Annotated in this window: 14 protein-coding genes; 6 read left to right on the top strand and 8 right to left on the bottom strand. The window is 72.0% G+C overall.

Going from position 1 to position 17,702, the window contains the following annotated elements:
• Positions 1 to 25: 25 nt before the first annotated feature.
• Genes ptsP through FS769_RS02575 form a run of 3 tightly spaced genes read right to left on the bottom strand, consistent with a single transcriptional unit; the run spans position 26 to position 2,349 of the window.
• Entirely contained in the window at positions 26 to 1,711 is a 1,686-nt protein-coding gene (gene ptsP, locus FS769_RS02585) for a phosphoenolpyruvate--protein phosphotransferase (RefSeq protein WP_144828981.1), read from the bottom strand.
• A gap of 15 nt (positions 1,712 to 1,726) precedes the next feature.
• A complete protein-coding gene (locus tag FS769_RS02580) occupies positions 1,727 to 2,002 on the bottom strand; it encodes an HPr family phosphocarrier protein (RefSeq protein ID WP_144828979.1) in 276 nt (91 codons plus the stop codon).
• Positions 2,003 to 2,022: 20 nt separating this feature from the next.
• Positions 2,023 to 2,349 (bottom strand): PTS sugar transporter subunit IIB, encoded by a 327-nt coding sequence (locus FS769_RS02575; RefSeq protein WP_144828975.1) that lies wholly within the window; start codon positions 2,347 to 2,349, stop codon positions 2,023 to 2,025.
• 231 nt (positions 2,350 to 2,580) lie between these two features.
• Between FS769_RS02575 and FS769_RS02570 the strand changes: the two genes are divergently transcribed.
• Positions 2,581 to 4,467 (top strand): transcription antiterminator, encoded by a 1,887-nt coding sequence (locus FS769_RS02570; RefSeq protein ID WP_186325460.1) that lies wholly within the window; start codon positions 2,581 to 2,583, stop codon positions 4,465 to 4,467.
• Between the two features lie 331 nt (positions 4,468 to 4,798).
• Here FS769_RS02570 and FS769_RS02565 read toward each other — a convergent pair whose 3' ends face one another.
• The 3 genes from FS769_RS02565 to FS769_RS02555 form a co-directional block, all read right to left on the bottom strand.
• A complete protein-coding gene (locus tag FS769_RS02565) occupies positions 4,799 to 5,569 on the bottom strand; it encodes a hypothetical protein (RefSeq protein WP_144828972.1) in 771 nt (256 codons plus the stop codon).
• 378 nt (positions 5,570 to 5,947) lie between these two features.
• Positions 5,948 to 7,672, bottom strand: coding sequence for a phospho-sugar mutase (locus tag FS769_RS02560; RefSeq protein WP_144828969.1), 1,725 nt, complete (start codon positions 7,670 to 7,672; stop codon positions 5,948 to 5,950).
• Positions 7,669 to 8,502 (bottom strand): purine-nucleoside phosphorylase, encoded by an 834-nt coding sequence (locus FS769_RS02555; protein ID WP_144828966.1) that lies wholly within the window; start codon positions 8,500 to 8,502, stop codon positions 7,669 to 7,671. Before FS769_RS02555 ends, FS769_RS02560 begins: the two co-directional genes overlap by 4 nt.
• Before the next feature lie 108 nt (positions 8,503 to 8,610).
• Here FS769_RS02555 and FS769_RS02550 point away from each other — a divergent pair, with 108 nt between their 5' ends.
• Positions 8,611 to 10,071: an NAD(P)H-quinone dehydrogenase gene (locus tag FS769_RS02550; protein ID WP_186325398.1), complete on the top strand. Its 1,461-nt coding sequence runs from the start codon at positions 8,611 to 8,613 to the stop codon at positions 10,069 to 10,071.
• Between the two features lie 632 nt (positions 10,072 to 10,703).
• On the opposite strand, the gene FS769_RS02545 is transcribed toward FS769_RS02550, so the two are convergent.
• Positions 10,704 to 12,470, bottom strand: a complete 1,767-nt coding sequence (locus FS769_RS02545; protein WP_144828961.1) for a biotin carboxylase N-terminal domain-containing protein — start codon at positions 12,468 to 12,470, stop codon at positions 10,704 to 10,706.
• A 77-nt stretch (positions 12,471 to 12,547) separates the two neighbouring features.
• Entirely contained in the window at positions 12,548 to 13,195 is a 648-nt protein-coding gene (locus FS769_RS02540) for a nucleoside triphosphate pyrophosphatase (RefSeq protein ID WP_144828958.1), read from the bottom strand.
• Between the two features lie 197 nt (positions 13,196 to 13,392).
• Here FS769_RS02540 and FS769_RS02535 point away from each other — a divergent pair, with 197 nt between their 5' ends.
• From FS769_RS02535 to FS769_RS02520, 4 genes are read left to right on the top strand one after another with little or no spacing between them, the layout of a single operon-like run.
• Entirely contained in the window at positions 13,393 to 14,649 is a 1,257-nt protein-coding gene (locus FS769_RS02535; protein ID WP_144828955.1) for a class I SAM-dependent RNA methyltransferase, read from the top strand.
• Positions 14,650 to 14,707: 58 nt separating this feature from the next.
• On the top strand, positions 14,708 to 15,376 hold the full coding sequence (locus FS769_RS02530; protein ID WP_144828952.1) for a response regulator transcription factor: 669 nt from the start codon (positions 14,708 to 14,710) through the stop codon (positions 15,374 to 15,376).
• A complete protein-coding gene (locus FS769_RS02525) occupies positions 15,369 to 16,625 on the top strand; it encodes an ATP-binding protein (RefSeq protein ID WP_230704299.1) in 1,257 nt (418 codons plus the stop codon). The genes FS769_RS02530 and FS769_RS02525 overlap by 8 nt, the downstream gene beginning before the upstream one ends.
• Positions 16,622 to 17,656: a hypothetical protein gene (locus FS769_RS02520; RefSeq protein WP_144828949.1), complete on the top strand. Its 1,035-nt coding sequence runs from the start codon at positions 16,622 to 16,624 to the stop codon at positions 17,654 to 17,656. The genes FS769_RS02525 and FS769_RS02520 overlap by 4 nt, the downstream gene beginning before the upstream one ends.
• Positions 17,657 to 17,702: the final 46 nt, after the last annotated feature.

Raw genomic sequence — 17,702 nt, 5'->3', positions numbered from 1 at the left:
GGGGCGGCCGGAACCGCCCCGGGGTTCACGAGGTGTGGACGAGAGAGGAGGCGGCCTGGGCTGCCTCGCGGGCGGAGGCCGCGTCGTCCGCGGCCAGGGCGGCCTCGGCGATGCGGCGGGCATCGTCGAGAGTGTGGGTGAGCAGGGTCGCGCGCACGTCGGCGAGGGCCGTGGGGGCCATCGACAGCGTGGTGGCGCCGAGCCCGACGAGCACGACGGCGAGCATCGGGTCGGCCGCGGCCTCTCCGCAGATGCCGACGGGCTTGCCGTGCGTGCGGCCCGCGGCCCCGACCTCGCGGATGAGGCGGAGAACGGCCGGATGCCACGGGTCCTGGAACGACGCGACCGAGCCGAGCAGGCGGTCGGCGGCGAGCGTGTACTGCGTCAGGTCGTTCGTGCCGATCGAGGCGAAGTCGGCGATCTCGAGGATGCGGTCGGCCAGGAGAGCCGAGGAGGGGACCTCGACCATGACGCCGGTCGTCTTGAGGCCGTAGTCCTTCGCCAGCGCGGTGAAGTACCGGGTCTCCTCGACGGTCGAGACCATGGGCGCCATGACCCACAGGTCGGCGGGGCCGGCCTCGGACGCCCGGGTCGCGGCATCCGCTTCGGCGAGGGCCGTCAGCTGCTCGCGCAGGATGTCCTCGCTGGCGCGGAGGGCGCGCAGGCCACGCAGACCCAGCGCGGGATTCTCTTCGTGCGCGTCGTTGAGGAATGGCAGGGGCTTGTCGGCGCCGGCGTCGAGCACGCGCACGACGACCTTCTTGCCGGGGAAGGCGCTGAGCAGCTCGATGTACGCCGCGCGCTGCTCCTCGACCGTGGGGGCCGAGCTGGAACTGAGGAAGAGGAACTCGGTGCGGAACAGGCCCACGCCCTCGGCGCCGAGCTCGACGGCCTCGCCGGCTCCGCCGGGCTTGCCGAGGTTGGCCAGCAGGGGGACCTTCGTGCCGTCGGCGAGGGCGCCGTCGGTGATGGGGGCGGATGCCGAGGCGGCTCGGGCTGCGGCACGGTTCTCGGCCCGCGCCAGGTCGTCGGCGCTCGGGTCGACGGTCACGACGCCGGCTGCGGCATCCACGATCACCGTCTGGCCGTCGACGAGGTCCTTCGCGCCGGCGGCGCCGACGACCGCGACGATCGACTTCTCGCGGGCCAGGATCGCGGTGTGCGAGGTGGGACCGCCGTCGGTGGTGACCAGGGCCAGCACCTTGTCGAGGTCGAGCAGGGCGGTGTCGGCGGGGGCGAGGTCTTTCGCGACCAGCACGAAGGGGTGACCGGGGTCGGGGATGCCGGGGGCCGCGACGCCGCGGAGGCGCGCGATCACGCGCTGGGCGACGTCGTCGAGGTCGGCCGCGCGCTCGCCGAGGTAGCCGCCGAGGGCCACGAGCTGTTCGCGGAACGAGGCGAAGGCGTCGTGCACCGCGAACTCGCCGGTCTTGCCGGCGGCCAGGCGCGCGTCGACCTCGGCTTCGAGGGTGGGGTCTTCGGCGATCATCGCCTGCGCCTCGAGCACGTCGCGGGCGGCGCCACCGGCCTCCGCGCCGCGGGCCTCCAGCTCGCGGGCGACGGCGCCGATGGCCTCGCGCACGCGGGCGGTCTCGTCGTCGACCGAGAGCTCGCTCTTGGCGTCCTTCGGGGCGGGCAGGGGCTCGGCCATGCGCGCGATGGGTCCCTGGGCGACGCCCAGTCCGATTCCGACTCCACGGAGTTCCGTCATGGTGCTGTGTTTCCTTTACTCGGCGTCGTGGTCGGTGGTCAGAAGTTCGGCGAGGCGCTCCAGCGTCGCCTCGGCGTTGTCGCCGTCGGCGACGAGGGTCACGTAGTCGCCCTGCTCGAGCCCCAGGGCGATGATCCCCAGGATGCTCGCGGCGTTGACCGGCTTTCCGGCGTCTTTGGCGAGGGTGACGGGGATGCCGGAGTCTTTCGCGGCCTGCGCGAAGAGCTTCGCGGGGCGGGCGTGCAGGCCGTGCGACGAGCCGATGCGGACGGTGCGGGTCAGGTGGGGCATGAGTGTCCTCTCCGTCGAGTTCAGATCGTGTCCGCGGGCTGGGCGGAACGCAGGGCGTCCTCGACCAGGGCGAGGGTTCGGATGCCGCTCTGGTCGGCGAAGACGTCGTCGGGCAGCAGCACGACGGTCACGCCGCGCGGGGCGGCCTCGAGGCGGATGCGCTCGAGTTCGGGCGCGAGGTGCGGGCCCACCAGCACGAGATCGGCGGCGTCGAGGTCGATCGGGAGGGACCGCGACGTTCCCGCCGAGGCGGAGTAGTCCAGGCCCTTCTCGTGCGCAGCACGACGAACGCGTTGCGCGACGAACGTGCTCGACGCACCCGCTCCACACACCACGAGGATCCTCATCGACCGGCCTTTCTTCCTCTCGATTGTCCGCACCCGTCTCACAGCGGACAACCAGGTTCGTTTCCCACCCCCCGGAACGCGGATGCCGCGGCCGCCCGCTGCGCGCACCGTCTCGCCCCGCGCCGGGGGCGGACGGGCGTGAAAGGATGGTCGGAACGCTGCCAACCGGGGCGGTGCGGAGGACGGATCGTGACGACCAAGGCTCGCCAAGACCGCCTGCTGGCCCTGCTCATGCGGGACGCGGAGTGGTCGACCGCGGCGTCGCTCGCCGACGCGCTGGGCGTGACCCCGCGCAGCGTGCGCTCGTACGTCACGGCGATCAACGCCCGCGTCCCGGGCGGCGCCGCGATCGAGTCGGGGCCCCTCGGCTACCGCGCCGGGTCCGACGCCGCGGCGGCCCTTCGGGCGTTGACGGGGGCGGATGCCGGCACCCCGCGCGACCGCCTGCACACGCTCGTGCGCCGGTTGCTCGATTCCGCCGACGGCATCGACGTGTTCGAGACCGCCGACGCCCTGCACGTGAGCACCGCGACCCTCGAGGCCGACCTCGCGCGCGTGCGCGGACTGCTCGGCGGCACCGAGCTGACCCTCGAGCGCTCGGCATCCACCGCCCGTCTTCGGGGCACGGAGGTCGCCCAACGCCGACTGCTGTCCAAGCTCGCGCACGACGAGATGGACGCCGGGCTCTTCGACCTCGACGCCCTGCGGCGCACGCTCGGCGAGCAGTCGGTCGGTGCCCGCGCGTTCGGGCCGTTCAAGGCCGAACTCGTCGCGGAACTCGGGGCCCTCGGCTACTACGTCAACGAGATTGGCATCGGCGACGTGGTCATGCACATCGCCATCGCCGCCGACCGCACCACGCGCGACCGGGCCCTCGGCTCTCCGGGCGGTGATTCGTCGGATGCCGCGGCCGCCGTCGTCGCGCTGCTCGACCGCCTGACGGTCAAGCACATCGGCGTGCAGCTCGGCTCGGGCGACCTGCGCCACCTCGCGACCCTCGTGCTGACCCGTATCGTCGCGCCCGGATCCCCGGCCGGCGACGACGTGCGCTCCCGCCTCGACCCGGCCGTCGAGGTGGCCGTCCGGCGGGTCGTCGAGAACGCGGCATCCGAGTTCCTCGTCGACATCGCCCACGACGACTTCATCCTGCGCCTCGCGCTGCACGTGCAGAACCTGCTGCACCGCGCGAAGGAGCAGGCGTGGTCGCGCAATCCGCTCACGCGCTCGTTGAAGTCGACGTACCCGATGATCTTCGAGGTCGCGGTGTACATCGCCAAGGGGCTGCAGGACGGCCTCGGCATCCCGATCCTCGACGACGAGATCGCCTACATCGCCATGCACGTCGGCGGTCGCCTCGAGCGCAGCCGTCGCGCGGACCAGCTGCTGACCGCGACGATCGTGTGCCCCGGCTACTACGAGCTGCACGAACTGCTGCGCTCGAGCATCGATCGCTCGCTCGGCCAGGCGATCGAGGTCGTCGGCGTCGAGACCCGCATCGACCCCGCGTGGGGTTCCATCGACACCGACCTGGTGCTCACGACCATCGACCCGCCACGGCCGGGCGACCGGTTCGTGCGGATCCAGCCGTTCCTCACCGACGCCGACGTCGAGCGCGTGCAGGCCGCCGCCGGTCGCATCCGCCGCGGTCGTCGCCTGGCGCGTCTGCGGGCCGAGCTCGAGCGGTACTTCGCCCCCGAGGCTTTCGTGCGGGGGCTGGATGCCGCGAACGGCGAGGCCGGCGTGATCCAGCGCCTCGGCGGCATGCTCGTCGAACAGGGCGTGATCGACGACGCGTACGTGGACCGCGCGGTCGAGCGCGAGTCGATCTCGTCGACGGCATTCACCGACGCGCTCGCCGTGCCCCACGCGATGGGCATGACCGCGACGCAGACCCGCATCGCGATCGGCATCGCCGACCCCTCGATCGAGTGGGGCGAGGGGCGCGTGCAGGTGGTCGCGCTCGTGGCCTTCAGCGAAACCGACCGCGAGGCCTTCCAGACCGTGTTCGAGCAGTTCGTCGAGGTGTTCAGCGAGCGCGACAGCGTGCAGCGCATCGTGCGCCGCGCGACCTCGTTCCCGGCGTTTCTGGATGAGCTGGTCGCGGTGATCGACGGCTGACGCGGGGCTTCGTCGAACTGACGCGGGCTTCGTCGAGCTGACGCGGGGTCTCGCCGGGCTGACGCGGGGTCGCGCTCTTCGGGTTTGGGGCGCATTTCGCACCTTGGGGCGGGAAATTCACGCCCCAACTGACAAATCCCGCCCCAAACCCGTCCAGCCCTTCTCTCCGTCGCGCCGGGCGGCGTGATCACGCCCGGGCGCGGAGTGTCGGCGCCGTGTCGTGGGACACCCGATGATGTCGGTTTGGGGCGGAATCCGCAGTTTGGGGCGAGCAAATCTCGCCCCAAACTGCGAGATTCGCCCCAAACCGGGGGGGCAAGAGGGGCCCGCCTCAGCGCGCGCGGATCCCGAAGCTCGCCAGTCGCTGGGCGAGGGTCTCTGCCGAGCGGAGGTGGGCCCATTTCCACCGAGCGAACGGTCGCTGGGTGGTCCCTCGAATCCAGTCCTCGCGCTGCTTCTCCTGCAGCAGGACGTCTTCGAGCGTGAGACCCGAGCGCATCGCTTCGTCGCGGTACTTCTTCTCGCCATCGAACTCGCCCCAGGCCCTCGCGTCGTCGAGGCCGAAGTCCACGTAATAGTTCTGGCCGGAAGGGCCGGCGACGTGGACTTGGAGGTCGATCCGTGCGAAACCCAACTCCGTGAGGCGGATGCGACTGATGCTCTCTCCCGGCAGGTGGGCGCGTCCGTCGGCGAAAGCGAGGGCGCGGAGCGCACGAGCGCGACCATGGGCCGAGCGCGAAGCGATCGCGAGCACCTTCGCGCGGAGTTCGTCCGCCGCCTCGATGTCGTTCACACCGGGTTCTGGGGCGGTCACGGGCCGGAACGCGGCGTCGAGCGCGCAGACCGCGGTCTCGAACGACGCGGTGCGCGCGACGTCGGCCATCGTGCGCTCGAGGCTCGTGAATCGGACGCCGTGGCGCTGCACCTGCTGGTCTTCGGGCACCTCGCCGCGGTGCCTGACGACGAGTGACTGCGCGCCGGGCCGCTCGGACGGCAGGGTGATGTGCACCTTCGGCGAGGTCGGTGCCCGAACCGGGAGCCCGTGCAGAGCGGCGGCGGTCAGGTGGGAGAACAGCGGAGGCTCAGCGCTGGTCCGAGCCAATGCGCGAGCCCGCAAGATGATCCACTCCTCCGGGGTGGGCGGGTGGTCAGGGTCGGCGCGGATGTAGACACCGGGCCGGAGTCGGACCAGATCGCCCGACCGGACCATCCGTCCCGTCTGTGCTGGACCGACGCCGTCGGCCCGCAGATCCTCCCAGGAGAGAAGGGGAGGAAGCGCGAGCATGACCCGAGTCTGCGTGGCGGCGGATGCCGGCATCCGTCCATCGTCGCATTCGGGGGACGGTCGTCGAACGGTCGTCGCTGGGGAGGAGCCGTCCGTGAACTGCCCTCAATGGGGTTTGGGGCGCATTCCGTTGTTCGGGGCGATCAAAATACGCCCCAGACGACGGGATGCGCCCCAAACCGGGGACGCGGCGCGTCAGCGCACCGACACCAGCAACTCCTCGGCCCCGGCGCGCAGCGCGTCGAGGCGGCGGCGCGCCTTCTTCGCGGACGATCCGCGCACATCGAGGTACAGCTTGAGCTTGGGCTCGGTGCCGCTGGGGCGCACGATGAGGCGCGAGCCGTCGTCGAGCCACAGGCGCAGCACGTCGCCCGGGGGCAGTCCGTCGACGCCGAGCAGCAGGTCGTCGATGCGCGACACGGCGATCTCGCCCACCGCGGCGGGAGGCTGGGCGCGCAGGGCGGCCATGATCCCGGCGATCTCGCTGACGTCGCTCACGCGCACCGAGATCTGGTCGCTCGCGAACGCGCCGAACGTGTCGCGGAACTCCTGCAGCAGGTCGGCCACGGTGCGGCCCTGGGCACGGGCTTCGGATGCCATGCCCAGAAGAGCCACGGCGGCCGAGATCCCGTCTTTGTCGCGCACGGTCGTCGGGTTGACGAGGTAGCCGAGGGCCTCCTCGAAGCCGAACACGATGCCGGGCGCGCGCGAGATCCACTTGAACCCCGTGAGGGTGGAGTGGAATTCGAGACCGTAGTGCTCCGCGACGGCCCGGAGTCCGGGCGACGAGACCAAAGAACAGGCGAGGGATGCCGGCGCCCCGGCGTCTCCGCGCGCCTCGGCGGCGTCGTCGGAGGCGTCGCCCGTAGGGGAGGCCCCCTCGGCCGCGAGCCGCGCCGCCCGCCAGCCCAGCAGCAGGCCGATCTCGTTGCCGGTCAGCCGGCGCCACCCGCCCTCGGCGTCGGCGTCGGGGATGGCGACGGCCAGGCGGTCGGCATCCGGATCATTGGCGATGACGAGCTCGGCGTCGACCGCGCGCGCGGTCTCGAACGACAGGTCCATAGCCCCGGGCTCTTCGGGGTTGGGGAACGCGACGGTCGGGAAGCGCCCGTCGGGGTGGATCTGCGCCTCGACGACGGTGGGCTGGGGGTAGCCGGCCTCGGTGAGCACGCGCGAGACGGTCTCCCACCCGACGCCGTGCATCGCGGTGTACACCCAGTTCAGGCCCTCGGCGCCGGCGGGTGCGGGGGCCACCGCGGCGGTCGCGGAGACGTACGCCTCGACGACCGACTCGGGGGCGTTGGCGTAGCCGACCGAGCGGGGGAGCGTGGTGATGTTGCCCCCGTCGGCGATCCGCTGGATGTGCGCGGCGATCTCGGCGTCGGCGGGCGAGACGATCTGCGCGCCCTGGTCGTCGCCGCCCAGATAGACCTTGTAGCCGTTGTCGTCGGGCGGGTTGTGGCTCGCGGTGACCATGACGCCGGCGTCGGCGCCGAGGTGGCGCACGGCGAAGGCGAGCACGGGCGTCGGCAGCAGGCGGGGGAGCAGGATCGCGTTCAGGCCCGCGCCGGCGAAGATCTCGACCGAGTCGCGCGCGAACACGTCGGAGTTGCGGCGTCCGTCGTACCCGACCACCACGGTCGGTGCGGAGCCGGACGAGCGCTCGAGCAAGTACGCCGCGAAACCCGCCGCCGCCTGGGAGACGAGCACGCGGTTCATTCTGTTGGAGCCGGCGCCGAGGGTCCCGCGCAGGCCCGCGGTGCCGAAGGCGAGCCGCGTCGAGAAGCGATCCTCGAGGTCGGCCGCCGCCTCCGCATCGCCGTCCTCGACGCGCGCGAGCAGCGAGGTGAGCTCGTCGCGGGTCACGGCATCCGGGTCCTGCGCCAGCCAGGCGCGGGCCGCGTCGACGTACCCGCTCACAACGCGCCGATCACGCGGGCGAGCAGCGCCGAGATCACCGGCTCGGCCTCGCGGCCGGCCTCGAGCACCTCTTCGTGGCTGAGGGGCGTCTTCTGGATGCCGGCGGCCAGGTTCGTGATGAGCGAGAAGCCCAGGATCTCCATGCCGGCCTGACGCGCGGCGATCGCCTCGAGGGCGGTCGACATGCCGACGATGTGGCCGCCGATGGTCTTGGCCATCTGCACCTCGGCGGGCGTCTCGTAGTGCGGCCCGCGGAACTGCGTGTACACGCCCTCGTCGAGCGAGGGGTCGATCGACCGGGCGACGTCGCGCAGGCGCTTCGAGTACAGGTCGGTGAGGTCGATGAAGGTCGCGCCCTCGAGGGGCGAGTCGGCCGTGAGGTTGATGTGGTCGCTGATGAGCACGGGCTGGCCGGGCTTCCACGTCTCGCGGATACCGCCCGCACCGTTGGTGAGGATCATCGTCTTCGCGCCCGTCGCGGCCGCGGTGCGCACGCTGTGCACGACCCGGCGCACGCCGTGGTTCTCGTAGTAGTGCGTGCGCGCGCCGATGACGAGCACGTTCTTGCCGCCGGGGGTGCGGACACTGCGGAGCGTGCCGACGTGCCCCTCGAGGGCGGGCTCGGAGAAACCGACGACCTCGGTCGCGGGGAACGACGCCGTCTCCTCGCCGATGAGCTCGGCGGCGCGTCCCCAGCCGGATCCGAGGGTCACGGCGATGTCGTGGTGCTCGACACCCGAGAGGCGGGCGATGTCGGCGGCCGCGGCGGCGGCGATCTCGAACGGGTCGACCGCGGGGTCGTCGAGCGGGTGGGCTGTGCTGTTGGACATCCCCCCACTCTAGAAAAGGCGGGGCCCGCGGGCCAGACGGCACACACCTCGGATCATCGTGTCGGGCGCAGCTGAGTGGCGCATCGGCATCCGCCCAGCGCTGACAGAATGGATGCCATGGTGCAGAGCTTCGAGCGCAAGCAGTCCGTCGCGATCGTCGGCGGCGGCCCCGGCGGGTACGAGGCGGCCCTCTCCGCCGCGCAGCTCGGCGCCGACGTCACCCTCGTCGAACGCGCGGGAGTCGGCGGCTCGGCCGTCATCACCGACGTCGTCCCCTCGAAGACCCTCATCGCCACCGCCGACGCGGCCGTCGCGATCCGCAACGCCAGCAGCCTCGGCGTGCAGCTGTTCGCCAAGGACGACCGCGGCAAGCCGCTGACCCCCGAGGTGGCGATCAACCTCGCCGCGGTCAACCAGCGCCTGCTCTCGCTCGCCCGGCAGCAGTCCGACGACATGCGTTCGTCGCTGCTCGAGGCGGGTGTCCGCATCATCTCGGGCCACGGCCGGCTCGACGGCAACGGCGCCGTGGTCGTCTCGACCGAGGCCGGCGGAACCGACTTCGACCGCATCGAGGCCGAGACCCTCGTCGTCTCGGTCGGCGCATCGCCTCGTGAGCTCGCGTCGGCCAAGCCCGACGGCGAGCGCATCCTCACGTGGACGCAGCTCTACAACATGAAATCCGTGCCCGCGCACCTCATCGTGGTGGGCTCGGGCGTGACCGGCGCCGAGTTCGCCTCGGCGTACATGAACCTCGGCGCGAAGGTCACGCTCGTCTCGAGCCGCGACCAGGTTCTCCCGGGGGAGGATCAGGATGCCGCGGCCGTGCTCGAGCGCGTGTTCCAGCGCGGCGGCATGACCCTGCTGGCGAAGGCGCGGGCCGATTCGGTCGTCAACACCGGCGAGGGCGTCACCGTCACCCTCTCCGACGGCCGCACCATCGAGGGCAGCCACTGCCTGATGGCGGTCGGGTCGATCCCCAACACCGCCGGCATCGGACTCGAGCAGGCGGGGGTGCAGATGACGGCATCCGGCCACATCCGCGTCAACCGCGTCGCGCGCACCTCGGTGCCCAACATCTACGCGGCCGGCGACTGCACGAACTTCTACCCCCTGGCATCCGTCGCCTCGATGCAGGGCCGTCAGGCGATCTTCCACGCCCTCGGCGACATCGTGATCCCGCTCGAGACGCGCCGCATCACCGCCAACATCTTCACGGCGCCCGAGATCGCCACGGTCGGCTTCAGCGAGCAGGACATCACCGAGGGCCGGATCGCCGGCAAGGTGCGCAAGCTCCCGCTCTCGGCCAACCCCCGCGCGAAGATGCAGGGCATCACCGACGGCTTCGTCAAGCTGATCGCCCGTGAGGGCAGCGGCACCGTGATGGGCGGCGTGATCGTCGGCCCGAAGGCGTCGGAACTCATCTACCCGATCGCGATCGCCGTCGAGCGTCGCCTGACCGTCGACCAGGTCGCCCGCGTGTTCGCGGTGTACCCCTCGCTGACCTCGAGCATCACCGACGCGGCGCGGGCCATGCACATCGTCGACCGCGACGACCCCGGCGAGGACTGACGCAGGTCCCTGAGCTTGTCGAAGGGGCCGGTCTTCGCTGTGGGTTCCGGTGGCTTCGACAGGCTCAGCCACCTGTGTGACGGAGGTGCCTGAGCTCGCCGGTGGCTTCGACAGGCTCAGCCACCTGTGTGGCGCAGGTCCCTGAGCTTGTCGAAGGGTCCGGTCTTCGTCGCGGGTTGCGGTGGCTTCGACAGGCTCAGCCCCCTGTGTGACGGAGGTGCCTGAGCTCGCCGGTGGCTTCGATAGGCTCAGCCACCTGTGTGGCGCAGGTCCCTGAGCTTGTCGAAGGGTCCGGTCTTCGTCGCGGGTTCCGGTGGCTTCGACAGGCTCAGCCACCTGTGTGGGGCAGGTCCCTGAGCTTGTCGAAGGGTCCGGCCTTCGCGGCGGGTTCCGGTGGCTTCGACAGGCTCAGCCACCTGTGTGGCGCAGGTCCCTGAGCTTGTCGAAGGGTCCGGTCTTCGCGGCGGGTTGCGGTGGCTTCGACAGGCTCAGCCACCTGTGTGGGGCAGGTCTCTGAGCTCGTCGAAGGGCCCGGTCTTCGTCGCGGGTTCCGGTGGCTTCGACAGGCTCAGCCACCTGTGACGGCGCCGCGCCCCCGAAGGAGCGCGGCGCCGTGCGAACGAAAGGGCCCGTCAGCTGATCAGCAGCAGCTGGTGGCCCGCGGCGACCGTGGTGCCGGCCGAGGCGTCGATGCCGGCGACCGTCCCGTCTTTGTGGGCCTGGATGGGCTGCTCCATCTTCATCGCCTCGAGCACGACGACCAGGTCGCCCTTGACGACCTGCTGGCCCTCTTCGACGGCGACCTTGACGACGGTGGCCTGCATCGGCGACTTCACCGCGTCGCCGGTGGCGCCGGCCGTGGGAGAGGCGGCGTGCGCGCGGCGGGACGGGGGAGCGGCCGCGGGTCGACCGACCTGCGGTGCCGCCGCGGTGATGCGATCGGGCAGACTCACCTCGAGGCGCTTGCCGCCGACCTCGACGACCACCGTGTGGCGGCCGGGGGCCGCGGCGGGGGCTTCGAGCTCGCCGTCCCACGCGGGGATGTCGTTGACGAACTCCGTCTCGATCCAGCGCGTGAAGACGCCGAACTCGCCGTTCTCGGCGGTGAAGGCGGGGTCGCGCACGACCTTGCGGTGGAAGGGGATGACGGTCGGCATGCCCGCGACCTCGAACTCGTCGAGGGCGCGGCGCGAACGCTCGAGCGCCTCGGCGCGGTCGCGGCCGGTCACGATGATCTTCGCGAGCAGCGAGTCGAAGGCGCCCGAGACGCTGTCGCCCGCGGTCACGCCGGAGTCGAGGCGGATGCCGGGGCCACCGAACGTCTTGAAGACGTGGATCGGGCCGGGCTGGGGGAGGAATCCGCGACCGGGGTCTTCTCCGTTGATACGGAACTCGATCGAGTGGCCGGTGGGCACGGGGTCGTCGTAGCCGAGTTCCTCGCCCTCGGCGACGCGGAACTGCTCGCGCACGAGATCGATGCCGGTGACCTCTTCAGAGACCGGGTGCTCCACCTGCAGACGGGTGTTGACCTCGAGGAACGAGATCGTGCCGTCGGCGCCGATGAGGAACTCGCAGGTGCCGGCACCGACGTAGCCGACCTCCTTGAGGATGGCTTTCGACGCCGAGTACAGGATGGCGTTCTGCTCGTCGGTCAGGAACGGCGCGGGCGCCTCTTCGACGAGCTTCTGGTGGCGGCGCTGCAGCGAGCAGTCGCGCGTGGAGACGACCACGACGTTGCCGGCGGAGTCGGCGAGGCACTGCGTCTCGACGTGGCGCGGCTTGTCGAGGTATTTCTCGACGAAGCACTCGCCGCGACCGAACGCGGCGACGGCCTCGCGCGTGGCCGACTCGAACATCTCGGCGACCTCGTCGAGCTCGCGCGCGACCTTCAGGCCGCGTCCACCGCCGCCGTACGCGGCCTTGATGGCGATCGGCAGGCCGACCTCGTTCGCGAAGGCGATGACCTCGTCGGCGCCCGAGACGGGGCCGGGGGTTCCGGGGGCCAGCGGTGCGCCGACCTTCTCGGCGACGTGGCGCGCGGTGACCTTGTCGCCGAGCGCCTCGATGGCGTCGGGCGAGGGACCGATCCAGATGAGGCCGGCGCCGATGACGGCGCGGGCGAAGTCGGCGTTCTCGGCGAGGAAGCCGTAGCCGGGGTGCACGGCGTCGGCGCCGGAGCGGCGGGCGACCGAGAGGATCTTCTCGATCGAGAGGTAGGAGTCAGCGCTGGTCGCGCCGTCGAGGGCGTAGGCCTCGTCGGCGAGGCGGGTGTGCAGGGCGTCGCGGTCCTGATCAGCGTAGACCGCGACGGAGGCCTTCCCCGAATCACGGGCGGCGCGGATGACTCGGACGGCGATCTCGCCGCGGTTGGCGACAAGGACCTTGGCGATCTTCGGCATCCTCCCAGCCTAGCGAGGGGGCACCCCGGCCTTTTGACCCTCCTCGATAAGAAACGCCGAAAAACGTGTGAGGGAGTCTACGAACGGTTCCACAGGTCGGTCCACGAGCCGCCCAGTTCGCGCACCAGACGTCGGACCGTCGAGAGCGACATGCCCACCACCGTCGACGGGTCTCCGTCGACGCGCTCGATGAACGCCCCGCCCAGGCTGTCGACGGTGAACGCCCCGGCAACGAGCAGAGGCTCGCCGGTGGCCACGTACGCGGCGATCTCGGCGTCGTCGACGTCACCGGCGAAGGTCACCGCGGCCTCGGCGACCGCGTGCGCCTCGCGTGGCTCGGAGCCGGGCGAGAGGCGGAAGACGCTGTGTCCGGAGTGCAGCACCCCGGTGCGGCCCCTCATCCCGCGCCAGCGGGCGGTCGCGGCATCCGGGGTGTACGGCTTTCCGAGGATTTCGTCGCCCAGGGCGAACATCGAGTCGCCGCCGATGACGAAACCGTCGAAGTCGGGCTCCTCCGCGCGCAGGCGGTGCGCGACGTCGGCCGCCTTGCGGCGCGCGAGGAGCAGCACGTGCTCGGGGGCGGGCAGGCGCCGCGCCTCGGCCGCCTCGACCTCCGCGATGACCGCCTCCTCGTCGACCCGGGGCGACCGCGCCTCGGGCTCGATGCCCGCCTGACGCAGCAGCATGAGACGAGCGGGAGAAGTGGATGCCAAGCACACGCGCATGCGCCCACGCTACCCACGCGGCGGTGGCGTCCGAACCCTTCGACAGGCTCAGGGACCGCTCTTCGACAGGCTCAGGGACCGCCCTTCGACGGGTTCAGGGACCTCGGAACGCGAGGTGGCTGAGCTTGTCGAAGCCGCCGGACGCGCGTGGGACCCGCCCCCGGCACTCTCCCGGTCGCGTGTGACAGGCTCGGGGGATGCACGACGGCGACCTCATCGAACTCGACATCACCGGCATCGCCCACGGCGGTGTCTTCGTCGGACGGCACGAGGGGCGCGTCGTCTTCGTGGCGGACACGCTGCCGGGCGAGCGCATCCGCGCCCGCCTCACCGACACGCGCAAGAAGTCGTTCTGGCGCGCCGACGCCGTGGAGGTGCTCGACGCCGCTCCCGAGCGCCGGCCGCACGTGTGGAGCGCCGCGGGTATCGACGTCGACCCGTCCGACCGGGTGGGCGGTGCGGAGTTCGGTCACATCGAGCTCGCCCACCAGCGGGCCCTCAAGCAGCGCGTCATCCGCGAGGCCGTCGAGCGCGTCGGCAAGCTCGAGCTGCCGGTCGACGTCCGCGCCGCGGGAGACGCCGAGCACCCCGAATCGGCCGACGGCACGGGCTGGCGCACGCGCGTGAGCCTGCACGTCGACGAGGCGGGCCGCGTCGGCGCCTACGCCGCCCGGTCGCACCACGTGGTGGAGACCCCCGATCTCCCCTTGGCGACGGATGCCGTGGCCCGCGCGGCGGCCGAAGTCCGGCACGCGGCGGCTCCGGGGCGTATCGACCTCGTCCAGCCGTCGGACGGTCGCGTGCGGGTCCTGCCGCGTCCCGAGGGCACGCGGGCGCACCCGGCACCGGAGGTCGTCGAGGAGCGCGTGGGCGACCGGGTCTTCCTCGTCGATGCGGGCGGCTTCTGGCAGGTGCACCGCCTCGCGGCGCACACCCTCACCTCCCTCGTCGCGGCGGAACTGGCCGAACAGGTCGGCGATCTCGATGCGGATGCCACCCACCTCGACCTCTACGGGGGTGTGGGCCTGTTCGCGGCGACCCTGGCCGAGGCGGGCGGCCCCGCCACCCGCGTGATCAGCGTCGAGTCGGACGCCCGGGCCACCGAGCACGCCGGCAAGAACCTCGCGGAGTGGATCGGCGCCCGCGCCGAGACCGCGCGGGTCGACCGCTTCGTCACCGCGCTCGCCGCCGACGCCTCCGCACGCGAGCGCGAGCGCCTGTCGCGCGGAGTGGTGCTGCTCGACCCCCCGCGCGCCGGGGCTGGACGACCGGCCGTCGAGGGGATCGCGGCCCTGTCGCCGGCCGCCGTCGTCTACGTCGCCTGCGATCCGGTGGCCCTGGCCCGCGACCTCGCGATCTTCGGCGAGCACGGGTACCGGACCGACGGCATCCGGGGCGTCGACCTGTTCCCGAACTCGCACCATGTCGAGGCCGTGACGGTGCTGCGCCGCTGACGCGCCCGCCGCGGGAGCGCTTCTGCGCGGCGAGGGTCCGCGCCGATACGATGTGGGGATGACGCGCGTCGCCCTCATCGATGACCACGAGTCGGTCCGGCTCGGGCTGGAGGCCGCCCTCGCGCGCACCGAAGCGACCGAGGTGGTCTTCTCGGGCGCCAACGTCGCCGCGTACCTCGACTGGCGCCGCGCCACCGTCACCACTCCGGCCGACGTCGTGGTGCTCGATCTCACGCTCGGCGACGGCACCACGGTGTCGGAGAACGTCGACCGCGTCGTACGCGACGGCTCGAGCGTCATCATCCACAGCGTCGCCGACCGCGCCGCCGCGGTACGCGAAGCGCTCGCCGCCGGCGCCGCCGGCATCGTCAGCAAGTCCTCTCCCACCCACGAGGTGCTCGGCGCCATCCGCACCGTCGCCCGCGGCGAGCTGCTCGACAACGTCGAGTGGGCCAGCGCCGTCGAGGGCGACCGCGCCTTCGCCGATGCGCAACTGTCGACGCGCGAGCGCGAGGTGCTGCGGCTGTACGCCGCGGGCCTTCCGCTCAAGGCGGTCGCCGACCGGCTGGGCGTGGCCTACTCGACGGCCAAAGAGAACATCACCCGCGTCCGTGTGAAATACGTCGAGGTGGGGCGCCCGGCCCCCACCAAGGTCGACCTCCTGCGTCGGGCCATGGAAGACGGCATCCTGCATGACGCGCCCGATGACGCTCCCACCCATGGCTGAAACCGATCGATCCGTGCTCGACGACGCGTGGGGGCGCATCCCCCACACCCGAGAGGGGCAGGCGGAGCAGGGATCGTTCACGCAGACGCGCATCGAACGCGTCATCACCCTCATCGTCGGCCCGGGTTCGCTCGTGCTCGGCGCCCAGGCCTTCGCCGCGGCCTTCGGCCCCGGAGACGAGGCCGAGGGGTGGCACGTGCCCCTGGTGCTGGCGGTGTTCCTGCCGCTGCTCGCCATGATCGTCGCGTGCACGATCGGGCGTTTCGCGCGCGTGTTCTCGGGCATCTTCGCCGTGGTCTTCGTGCTCGCCCTCGCCCTGTGGCCGATCGCGACGGCGGGTGGACCGCCGCCCGCGCCCACCGAGAATCCCTGGATCTTCTACCTCATCAACGTCGCGACGGTGGCCACGGTGGTGGCCTTCCCGATCTCGCTGCAGATCACCTGGACAGTGGCGGCCCCTCTGCTGTTCGGCGTGGTGCGTCTCGTGCAGGCGGGCGGGCGCAGCGAGTTCATCCTGCCGATCGCGCTCGATGTGACCTTCGCCCTCATCCTCGGCAGCGTGCTGCTGACGCTGGGGTGGATGTACCGCTCGATCGCCGCCAACGTGGACCAGGCCCGCGCCTCCGCGGTGTCGAGCTACGCGTCGGCGGCGGCCACGGCTGCCACCGAGCACGAGCGCGTGGCGGTCGCCGCCCTCATGCACGACAGCGTGCTGGGCGCGCTGCTGGCCGCGGAGCGCGCTTCGACCCCCCGCGAACGCACGCTCGCGGTGAGCATGGCGCGCGAGGCGCTGACCCGCCTCGCCAACGCCGAGAAGGACCCCCTCGAGGGCAGCGACGAGCCCGTCGCCGCGCTGCGGTTGGCCGACGACATCGAGGCGGCTGCCCGCGAGCTGGGCGTCGAGCTGACCGTCGCCCGCGCCGTCGAGGAGGGCACCCCGCGCGTGCCCGGCCGCGTCGCCCGCGCCCTGGTGCTGGCCGCGCTGCAGGCCGTCGCGAACGCCGTGCAGCACGCCGACGCGCAGGGGCTCACCGTGTTGTTGACCGGCTCCACGACCCCGGGCGGAGTGGCGGTGCGCGTCCGCGACACCGGACCCGGTTTCGACGTCGCGGCGATCCCGGCCGATCGTCTCGGCATCCGCGGCTCGATCGACGCCCGCCTCGCCGCGGTCGGTGGACGCAGCGAGATCGACTCCCACGCCGGGGGCACCACCGTCACCCTCGAGTGGGAGAGCGGTGACCGCTGGTGACCGTCCGCTCCATCCTCTCCGTCATCGGGCTCGCGTTCACGGCCTATCTCGCCGCTCGCGGCCTCATCTGGACCTCGCCCGACACCGTGGTGCGCGGATGGCTCCTGGTGGGCGCCCTGTTCCTCTACCTGCCGGTGACCTGGCTGTGGATCTTCGCTATCGGTGCGCGCGACCCGCGCGCCGACGACTCGTCGAACACTCCCGCGCGGCTCCCCGGGTGGGGCGTCGCCCTCGCCCTCATCGTGGCGGTCCTCGTCTCGAACGCGCCGTTCCTCGCCGTCACGGCCGAAGGACGCGCCCAGCCGTTCGTCACCTGGGTGATCGGGGGGATCGGCGCGCTCATGACCATCGTCATGGTGCGTCGCCGCCCCGTGGTCGCGTGGACCGGCATGGCGATCCTCGCGGTGTCGACCTCGCTGTGGCTCGGGCCTCTCGAGGCGCTGAGCCTCGGGCTCGTGGGGTCGATCGTCTGGGTGTCGGCGGCGCAGCTGGTCATGATCGCCCTCGACCGGGCGGCGCGCGACGCCGAGCATCTCGCCGAGCTGCAGCAGGCGGCATCCGCGTGGCAAGCCTCGCAGAGCGGCCGCCAGCGCGAGCGCCGCATCCACGTGCAGCGGGCGCTGCAGGCGGCGGGGCCGATCCTCGCGCGCACGATCGAGAACGGCGGCAACCTCCGTTCCGCCGACAAGGAAGCCGCGCGTCGCGCCGAGGCGAGCCTGCGCGACGAGCTGCGCGGCAATCGCCTCCTCGACGACGTCGTGCGCTCGGAGATCGACGCCGCGCGGCGCCGCGGAGCGATCGTCAACCTCTTCGACGAGGGCGGGCTCGAGGGGATCCCCTCGGTCGATCTCGATGCGATCCGCGCCGAGTTGGCCGGGGTGCTGCGCGAGGCGGTGTCCGACCGCGTCATCATCCGCACCTCGCCGCACCACGAGATCGCCGTCACGGTGGTCGGACGCTCCAACGCCGACCAGTCCGGCGGCGACGACGACCACGTCGACCTCTGGCACGAGATCCGCCGCCCGCGCTGACCCCGCACCGACGGCGAGGCACGAGCGCCGACTCCGTCAGCGGACG

This window comes from Microbacterium sp. BH-3-3-3, from assembly GCF_007679045.1.
Lineage (GTDB): Bacteria > Actinomycetota > Actinomycetes > Actinomycetales > Microbacteriaceae > Microbacterium > Microbacterium algihabitans.
The sequence above is the reverse complement of the archived record's forward strand: the minus strand, read 5'-3'. Positions and strand labels throughout refer to the sequence as shown.

What these genes read in the sequence shown, in the direction of transcription:
- FS769_RS02545 (WP_144828961.1), bottom strand. Translation starts at nt 12,470, where the DNA reads ATGCCGAAGATCGCCAAGGTCCTTGTCGCCAACCGCGGCGAGATCGCC.
- FS769_RS02575 (WP_144828975.1), bottom strand. Translation starts at nt 2,349, where the DNA reads ATGAGGATCCTCGTGGTGTGTGGAGCGGGTGCGTCGAGCACGTTCGTC.
- FS769_RS02525 (WP_230704299.1), top strand. Translation starts at nt 15,369, where the DNA reads ATGGCTGAAACCGATCGATCCGTGCTCGACGACGCGTGGGGGCGCATC.
- FS769_RS02570 (WP_186325460.1), top strand. Translation starts at nt 2,581, where the DNA reads ATGCGGGACGCGGAGTGGTCGACCGCGGCGTCGCTCGCCGACGCGCTG.
- FS769_RS02580 (WP_144828979.1), bottom strand. Translation starts at nt 2,002, where the DNA reads ATGCCCCACCTGACCCGCACCGTCCGCATCGGCTCGTCGCACGGCCTG.
- ptsP (WP_144828981.1), bottom strand. Translation starts at nt 1,711, where the DNA reads ATGACGGAACTCCGTGGAGTCGGAATCGGACTGGGCGTCGCCCAGGGA.
- FS769_RS02550 (WP_186325398.1), top strand. Translation starts at nt 8,611, where the DNA reads ATGGATGCCATGGTGCAGAGCTTCGAGCGCAAGCAGTCCGTCGCGATC.
- FS769_RS02555 (WP_144828966.1), bottom strand. Translation starts at nt 8,502, where the DNA reads ATGTCCAACAGCACAGCCCACCCGCTCGACGACCCCGCGGTCGACCCG.
- FS769_RS02540 (WP_144828958.1), bottom strand. Translation starts at nt 13,195, where the DNA reads ATGCGCGTGTGCTTGGCATCCACTTCTCCCGCTCGTCTCATGCTGCTG.
- FS769_RS02530 (WP_144828952.1), top strand. Translation starts at nt 14,708, where the DNA reads ATGACGCGCGTCGCCCTCATCGATGACCACGAGTCGGTCCGGCTCGGG.
- FS769_RS02535 (WP_144828955.1), top strand. Translation starts at nt 13,393, where the DNA reads ATGCACGACGGCGACCTCATCGAACTCGACATCACCGGCATCGCCCAC.